We start from the raw sequence: 8511 nt of genomic DNA, 5'->3' as shown, positions 1-8511 counted from the left end.
TACAGCTAGCTATCCAGTCTTGATAATTGATAGTATAAGTTAGACCAAAACCCCGAAATAATTCTCTTAAAAAACCCTCATACCAAGATTGTTTTTCAATGGAAAAATCACCCAATCTAGTCATATCAATAGCTGCACATTTACCACCTTGAGAGCGTAATTTCTTCATTACTCTCACCCGCAAACTAGACTTACCCATTTGCCGAGCATTAAATACATAACAATATTCTCCTGCATTGAGTTTTTCATATAGTTCTATGTCTTGTTTTCTGAGTACATAAGTAGGGTCATTAGCTGATAAACCCCCACCACTTAATTTGAAATTAACCATGATTTTTTTATTAGGTTGAATAGTTATAATTAAGGTTCGTAGAATAGCTCTTAGCCCTAAGTTATAGATAGGGCTGAGAGCTATTCTACAAACAAAAACTTTTTTATCACTGATTATCCGGACATGATATTAATATTAGATATGAATATAGTAATTTACCAGAATAATTAATAATTAAGAGTTAATAATTAATGATTAAGAGTTGATAGTCAGTAATTATTCATTCAAAAATTCACGTCTTGAAGCCTCCCCTTGGATAGGGGAAAAATAAAAAATTTTCCTTTGACTCAATCCTATCCGTTTTAAGAAGGGGTAATTATTAATTGTTCATTGTTAATTGCTGAATTACTTCTTCCAAATACAATATCAGTTATGGAGATACTCCATATTCAAGGTTATTTGCCAAAATTAAGTAATATCGACTTTCTTCTAATGAACCTTGTGCAATATTCAAGAATCGGATTTTATCTGCTAAACCTTTTTTTCTAAAGCCTTCTGCTATATTAGCTGGGACTGATACAGATGCTCGTCTTAACTGACTTGTTAATCCATAGGTTTCTGTTTTTGGGAAATTACTGCTAAAACGATAAACTTTTAAAACGAGTTGATGTGCTTTTTGCCCAACTATTAAGTCTTGAAAATTTTTGGCAATTTCTCTTTTCATTTTGTGTAATATTGTTTGATTTAAACTGGTATTGTAACTACATATTAATCAGAATAATTATAATTCTGACTCCTAATACCGTTTCACGGAAGTTAAAAGTCAAAAGTCAAAAGTCAAAAGTAAGATTTTATAAATTCAGGACTTTGAAGAAACAGTAGTTTCAGGAAATTATTTCACATTTAAAGTTTGAAACTATTTGTGACATCTTTAAAGTGAATTGATATAAAAAACTCCTTCTTTTCTCCTGTCTCCTGTCTCCTGTCTCCTGACTCCTTCTTCTATTACCTCAATCTCTCCTGAAAATATTGTCGATATAACTGACAACGAGGTTCAGCATCATCACCTTTAATAGTAATTAAACCCATTGCTTCTAATTGATGTAATTCTCGATTTTTCTGAGGTAAACGCACTGGAGAATTAGCTTTTAAAACTTCGTGAAAAACTGCTTTAATATTTTGCTTATCTACCAGAGTTTCTAAATGTCTACTTAAATGTTCTTGATAAATTCCACTTTCAGTAGGAGCATATTTTAATAGTTCTTCAATTTTTAATTCATCCTCAGACATTTTATATAAACCCAATCTAACTAAATAAGGATGTCCTCCCACCATAGACATTAAAGGAGTCACAATTTCTGGGTCAAGTTGATGTAAATATACTAACTGAGTTACCTGGTCTGGTGTAAATTCCTTTAACTCTATGGGTAAACCAACATTAAAAGGAGATTGATAAATATCTAATTTGCCATGATACTCTGTCGAATAAGCAATTACCATCCTGAGATTTTCCCAAATTTCCAAGTTATTGCTTTCTTCATACCAACTTCTTAACATGGCAAAAAAATCTTTAGCTATCTCTGAATATTTAAAAATCTCATCCACTTCATCTAAAAGTAAAACTATCTCTTTCTCCAAATAAAATAACAAGGCTTCAAATTCTTGAGTGCAAGAAATTTTAGCATTTTTACTATCCCAGTCTTTGATATCTGAAACATCAGTAAACCGACTTTTTATGTTTTTGTTGAATGCTTTGAGAAAATCATTAAGATTGCTGATATTATCTGGTTCAATCAGATTGTCAAATCTCAGATAGATAGGAAGATAATCATTTTGATTTGCTTTTGCTTGTATTCGTCTCATCAGAGAAGTTTTACCCATTTTTTTGGGAGCTTTAATTCTTACTAAAGAACCAGGTTCCTCTATTTTTTCATAACATTCAGATTCAATAGAACGGCGTTTCACCCGATAACGTTCTATATAAAACGGAGAATCAGGTTTTTCCGGTCTACCAGGCAGGATAATTTTGCTAGTATGAAAACCATAAAATTTTTGCAACTCAGCACTAACTAAATTAGGTCGATATTGACAGAATATTTCAAACAAAAACTCCCGAAATTCCTTGACTGATTTAGAGTTGTTAAATTTCGAGGCGATCGCTTTTAATTTTTTCCCTACGTTTGACGTATCCCAATTCATTGACTGAGCAATTTGTTCATATTTTTGACCAGACAAAAACAATTGTAGTGTTTCTTTCTCATCATCTGTCAACTGGGAGTAAATATGGTTGAATATTTCTTTATTCATGATTCTTTGTTCAATAAAAATATCTGAGGTTGTTTCATCTAACATAACTTAGTAACTATTAAGGCGTCAAGCTATAAAAAGTGATAAGATTAAAAATATAGTCAGTATATTTTAATGTGTTCTAACTGATAATTTTCTAATACTTAATTTTAAGATATTCCTGATTTATTAAAGAGAATGTGAACTAGATTTTCATAATTTTTTCTGTTCGGATGCTGAATGTGAATTTTTTTTCACATTGACTATCTAGAAATTCATTTTGAGAGTTAGTCAAGATTCAATCTGAAAATAAATGTCATTTTTCGTCACGGCAAATAAATCTTAGTTAGGATTATTTGTAATGAAACAAAGTTGAGATACAGACTACTTTAATTAACTTGTTTCAGCAACTAATCTGCTTTAACTATTTTTCGGGGGTAAAACAATGGAAGCTCTACTAACAATATCGCCAAACTGCCTCAAGCTAATCAAAAAATGGGAAGGATTTTATCTTGATGCTTATTTAACTAGCTATTAGCTTTCAGCATTTAGCTAGCCTCCTGCGGAGGAACTACGTTAACAGCTAAAAATCCAAGGGTTTAAGTCCCCCACTATAATTTGAAAAATTAGTGGTGCGCTTTTTTGGGGGTTTGAATCCCCCATTATACACGCCTGATAAGCTGATTGCTGATTGCTGAGTGCTGAGTGCTCCTTCAAACTCATTAGGAATATGGACTATTGGTTATGGTACTACCAAATATCCTGATGGTAAAAAGGTCAAACAAGGTGACAAAGTTAGCATACAGCAAGCCAAAAAATTCCTTCAAGATAAAGTCGATAGGGTTGCTGATGAAGTTAAGCAATTAGTTAAAGTTCCTCTTACCCAAAACCAGTTTGATGCTGTGGTATCTTTCTGTTATAATGTAGGAATTGGTGCATTTAAAGATAGTATTGTGCTCAAAAAACTTAATCAAAGAGATTATCAAGGTACTGAAAATGAGTTTCTTAAGTAGAATGAAGGTGTGGTTAATGGAGCAAAAAAAATGCTACCTGGTGTAGTTAACCAGCGACATGATGAAAAACATCTTTTTTTAACTAATGATTTCCGAAGTAATAAAGAGTTATCGGAAAGGGTTGTTGAGGATAAAATCACATTACTGTAAGTTTACCGAAATAAAAATGTAGACAATACATTAATTGTGGCTTAATTGTAAACTCATGCAACTTTTCCAGGTAGAAACTCATCGCTGTCAGAACACTTTTGTTGCAGTTGGCAGGAAGAGTTCGGATTCAAAGGAAACAAAAATTGGGAAAAAAATATTTGCTACTAACTAATACCAATTTGAAAAAAGAATGTTACAAAAATCTAGTTATAGGCAACATATAACAGAGAATAGGCAACAGATAACAGGTAACAGAGATTCTTAGCAAACATTTATCAAACTGGTGTCAGACAAATTGTAAAGACAGCTATTGTTGCTATGTGTTACACTTGGATTACTATCTCAGTAAAAATCTTCAGATATGAAGAAAAATGAATAATTAGAGTTAATTCCAGGTGTATGAAGTACAGTAGAAGTAGCTTTTGAAAGAGTGTTTGAAGTCTTGAATTAAGGTTTTATTTTTGTTGCCTTGCTTTACTAGAATCACTGTAGGACATTTACATAGAATAGGCTGTAAGTTTGTACAGAAATTTGCGGATATAAATTACAGCTATATGTATGTACTCTCAGAGAGTTTATCAAGTTAGGATTTTTCTAGTTTCTCTCTCCTGATTCTTGATTCCTGACTCCTCCAGTCTCTGAAAGGTCAATCCAATAAAAAGATGAAACGGACTTACAGCAATGCATGAGGATAGTGAGGTACAGTTTAAGTTTAATACTAATCTCTATTCCCTATTCCCTGCTCCCTAAGCACGAAAATCATAGCTAATTTCAGCAACAACAATATCTCTAGACTTCTACTAATGTTCTCAAAGCTCAATCTAATACAATTGTGTTAATTAAATTTAGGAGGAATGTTAAATGAGTTCAAGAAAAGGTAGACCAAACCCTGTAAATACAAAAGAGGCAGGTAGAAAAAGAGGTACAGATGAAGCAAAGACTATATACGCACTACTGGTTGGAATTGATGAATACACTTATCCAGTCAGTCCATTGAAAGGATGTGTTAATGATATAACTGCGGTCAAAGAGTATCTAGAAGGCTCTATTCCAGCAGAAAACCTACATATACGGACACTCCTGAATCAAGAAGCTACCCGTGAGAATGTGATTAATGGTTTCCGCGAACATTTGTGCCAAGCGGGGAGCGAGGATGTAGCCCTCTTTTATTTTGCCGGACATGGCGCTCAAGAGGACGCTCCCAAAGAATTTTGGCACATAGAACCAGGGCGTAAGAATGAAACAATTGTTTGCTATGATAGCCGTACTCCAAATAGTAGAGATTTAGCAGATAAGGAAATCAACCAATTAATTGATGAAGTAGCAGCAAAGAACCCACACATTACCATTGTGATGGACTGCTGCCACTCTGGTGCTGGTTCTCGTGACCCGGAGATTCGTTGCGCACCGATAGATAATACTCGTCGCGCACCGATAGATAAACGTCAACGTCCGATCGAGAGTTATATTATCTCCAAAGCAAAAGTCGAGGAACTATCAACATCTCGCAGTCTAGAGTCTAATCCTAGTGGTTGGAATTTATCAGCAGCAAGATATGTATTTATGGCTGCATGTCGGGATATTGAGGAAGCCAAAGAATACACTGGAGATGGAAAACCTCGGGGAGCTTTCTCGTACTTTTTCATTAAAACTTTGCAGGATGCCAAAGATAATTTAACCTATCGAGACTTATTCAAGCGCACCCAAGCAATGATTACAGCTAAAGTCAAAGCACAGTCACCCCAACTGGAAGCCACAGTGCAAGGAGACATATATCAACCGTTTCTGGGTGGTGCAATTACTCCTCGTACTCCCTACTTTACTGTCAGCAATCACCCTGATGATGGATGGGTTATTGATGGGGGAGCCATTCACGGAATAGTTAATCCAGTGGATGAAGAGACAACTACCCTAGCGCTATTTCCCTTTGACAGTTCGCCACAAGAGTTATCAGAGCTATCAGCAGCACTCGGAGAAGCACAAGTAACAGAAGTAAAACCCCAACGAAGTAAAATCAACATTAGTGGCATCTCTCAACTCGACCCCGACACAACTTATAAAGCAGTCGTCACCAGTCTCCCCTTACCACCAGTATTAATTTCTATTTCTGGAGACCCAGCAGGAGTAGAATTAGCACGGGAAGCTTTAGCTACTGCTAGTCCAGAAGGAAAACCTTCCCTATACGTTCGCGAAGCCACCCCTTCCGAAACAGCCGAATTTCAATTACTTGTTCGTAAAAGTGAATATGTAATTGTACAACCGATCGATCGTCGTCCCCTGGTTGCTCCTATTGAAGGTTATACACCAGAAACAGCAGAGCAGGCGATCGCTCGCTTAGAACACATGGCACGTTGGACAAATATTGCCACCCTTTCGAGTCCAGCAAATAGTCAAATTTCTAGTAATGCAGTGCGAATGGAGATTTTCCAAAATGGTCAGGAGATTAAGTCTCCAGAAATTCGCCTTGAATATCAACAAGAACAGGGAAAATGGAAAGAACCAACATTTCAGGTTAAGCTCACAAATACTAGCAACGACCCCCTCTACTGCACCGTACTCGATCTAACTGACCGTTATGCTGTCAAGACTGGTTTATTTCAGCCAACAAGCGGAATTTGGCTGCAACCGGGTGAGTCAGCTTGGGCTGTGCAAGGTGGAACTCTTTACGCTCAAGTACCTAAAGAGCTTTGGCAACAAGGAATTACCGAGGTTAAGGATATCTATAAACTGATTGTTAGCACGGCTGAATTTGATGCAAATTTATTGGCACAAGATAACTTAGATGCGCCTCGGACTCGTGCCATTGGTGGATTAGCAGGAAAACGGAAAAGCACTTTTAATCGGTTGATGAATAAAGTGCAAACCCGTGATTTTGCAACAGCTCCAGAAGACGAAGAATTTTTCGATGATTGGGTAACAAGTCAAGTCCTTGTAACTACGGTGCGACCCCAACATAATACTCCTGTTCCCCAGCGAGGAGAAACAGTTGCTTTAGGAGCTGGTGTCACATTGCAATCTCACTCTAACTTACAAGCGAAAGCACGTCTAACTACAATCACTCAATCAACCCGAAATTTAGCTAACCACGTTTTACCTCCCATTCTACGAACTGAAGATAAAAATTTGCAACCATTTCAATTTACTAGCACCCGTGGAACTGACCCCGGTTTGAGTGCATTAGAATTGAGTGAAGTTCAAAACCGATCGGTAGTAACACCAGAAACTCCCCTGAAGTTAATGGTTGAGCAATCATTGGGTAAAGAAGAACAACTTTTGCCTTTAGCTTATGATGGTGAGTTTTTCTTGCCTTTAGGTTATGCAAATACTAAAGCAGACAACACAACAGAAATCGTCTTGGAAAGATTACCCGAACCAGTAAGTGATGGCAAGCGTAGTTTAGGAGGCTCAATTCAAATCTTATTTCAAAAAGTTTTGACCGAGAAACTAGCTTTGGAGTTTCAATATCCGGTTTTAGCAGCAGTTGATGTCAGCTCAGAAACCTCGATTAACTATATAAAAGATTCTGAAAAAGTCAAAGCAAAGGTTGAGAAAGCTGAAAAAATTCTGCTATATATTCATGGCATTATTGGCGATACCAAAAGCTTAGTACCATCGGTACAAACTGCCAAAATTGATGTCAATGGTAATTCTCAATCTTTAGCAGAACTCTATGATGTAGTTCTCACTTTTGATTACGAAAACCTGAATACTTCCATTGAAGAAAATGCACAGCTTTTGAAGCAAAGGTTAGCCAGTGTGGGGTTAAAAGAAAATCATGGCAAAACTTTGCACATTGTTGCTCATTCAATGGGAGGGTTAGTTTCTCGCTGGTTTATTGAGCGTGAAGGTGGCAACAAAATTGTTCAACATTTAATTATGTTAGGAACACCTAATGGTGGTTCTCCTTGGCCGAAAGTACAGGATTGGGCAACAACCGCTTTAGCTGTGGGATTAAATGGTTTATCTACCATTACCTGGCCAGTACCAGTAATTGGACAATTACTCAGTCTTGTAGGAACTGGAGTAGGAGCAATTGAAACTATTGATGTAACTTTAGATCAGATCGCACCAAACTCTCCCTTTTTGACATCTCTAGCTACCAGTCCTGACCCTGGCATTCCCTATACAATTATAGCAGGAAATACATCTCTAGTACCTACTGCATTGGAATCAGAATCGGAATCACGGCCTCCTCTAATTGAGCGGTTAATGCAAAAGTTGTCTGACCGAGTGGTAAAACTACCATTTTTTGGGCAGCCAAACGATATTGCTGTTAGCATATACAGTATTAAAAATGTGCCTGTAGAACGAACGCTCCCACCAAATGTACTTGAAATCCCTTGCGACCACTTAGTTTACTTTACACATCAAGAGGGGTTGAAGGGATTATCAGAAGCGATCGCTAAAGCTCTTTCATTAGACTTCTTGCAGAAGTCAGGGAATAGGGAATAGCGGTGCGACCCCGCGTCGGCGTAAGACGCAAGGGAACGCGCACCAAGAGAGGGAATAGGGAATAGGGAGAAAGAATAGATAATTTCTGGATGAGAATTGATTTGATTTTTAATTTTCACCAGATATCTATTGTAAAAAAGTGGTATAATATCAAGTCCGGTAGCATCGGTATTGTAAGGTAAGAGTAAGGAAGAAGGAAGAGGAAAGAAGGAAGAAGGCTTTAGTTATCTAGGACAGAAGGCTTTAGTTATCTAGGACAGAAGGCTTTAGTTATCTAGGACAGAAGGCTTTAGTTATCTAGGACAGAAGGCTTTAGTTATCTAGGACAGAAGGCTTTAG

At 36.8% G+C, this 8511-nt stretch carries 4 protein-coding genes and 1 pseudogene; 2 read left to right on the top strand and 3 right to left on the bottom strand.

What is annotated here, in order from left to right; genetic code table 11:
- The 3 genes and pseudogenes from F6K22_RS22395 to F6K22_RS22385 all read right to left on the bottom strand — a co-directional run.
- Positions 1-331 (bottom strand): annotated as a pseudogene (locus F6K22_RS22395) (AAA-like domain-containing protein); the annotation flags it as partial.
- Between the two features lie 370 nt (positions 332-701).
- Positions 702-995: a four helix bundle protein gene (locus F6K22_RS22390; RefSeq protein ID WP_293102887.1), complete on the bottom strand. Its 294-nt coding sequence runs from the start codon at positions 993-995 to the stop codon at positions 702-704.
- Between the two features lie 281 nt (positions 996-1276).
- The gene (locus F6K22_RS22385; protein WP_293102884.1) at positions 1277-2578 is read right to left on the bottom strand and encodes an AAA-like domain-containing protein; all 1302 of its coding nucleotides are present in this window, start codon (positions 2576-2578) and stop codon (positions 1277-1279) included.
- 677 nt (positions 2579-3255) lie between these two features.
- Here F6K22_RS22385 and F6K22_RS22380 point away from each other — a divergent pair.
- Both F6K22_RS22380 and F6K22_RS22375 read left to right on the top strand, forming a co-directional pair.
- Positions 3256-3570: a lysozyme gene (locus F6K22_RS22380; RefSeq protein ID WP_293102881.1), complete on the top strand. Its 315-nt coding sequence runs from the start codon at positions 3256-3258 to the stop codon at positions 3568-3570.
- Between the two features lie 1011 nt (positions 3571-4581).
- Positions 4582-8172 (top strand): caspase family protein, encoded by a 3591-nt coding sequence (locus tag F6K22_RS22375; RefSeq protein WP_293102879.1) that lies wholly within the window; start codon positions 4582-4584, stop codon positions 8170-8172.
- The last annotated feature ends 339 nt before the right edge of the window (positions 8173-8511 follow it).

Source organism: Okeania sp. SIO2F4, assembly GCF_010672385.1.
Lineage (GTDB): Bacteria > Cyanobacteriota > Cyanobacteriia > Cyanobacteriales > Microcoleaceae > Trichodesmium.
Note: the sequence above shows the minus strand (reverse complement) of the source record. Positions and strands in the feature narration are given on the sequence as shown.

What these genes read in the sequence shown, in the direction of transcription:
- F6K22_RS22375 (WP_293102879.1), top strand. Translation starts at nt 4,582, where the DNA reads ATGAGTTCAAGAAAAGGTAGACCAAACCCTGTAAATACAAAAGAGGCA.
- F6K22_RS22390 (WP_293102887.1), bottom strand. Translation starts at nt 995, where the DNA reads ATGAAAAGAGAAATTGCCAAAAATTTTCAAGACTTAATAGTTGGGCAA.
- F6K22_RS22385 (WP_293102884.1), bottom strand. Translation starts at nt 2,578, where the DNA reads ATGAATAAAGAAATATTCAACCATATTTACTCCCAGTTGACAGATGAT.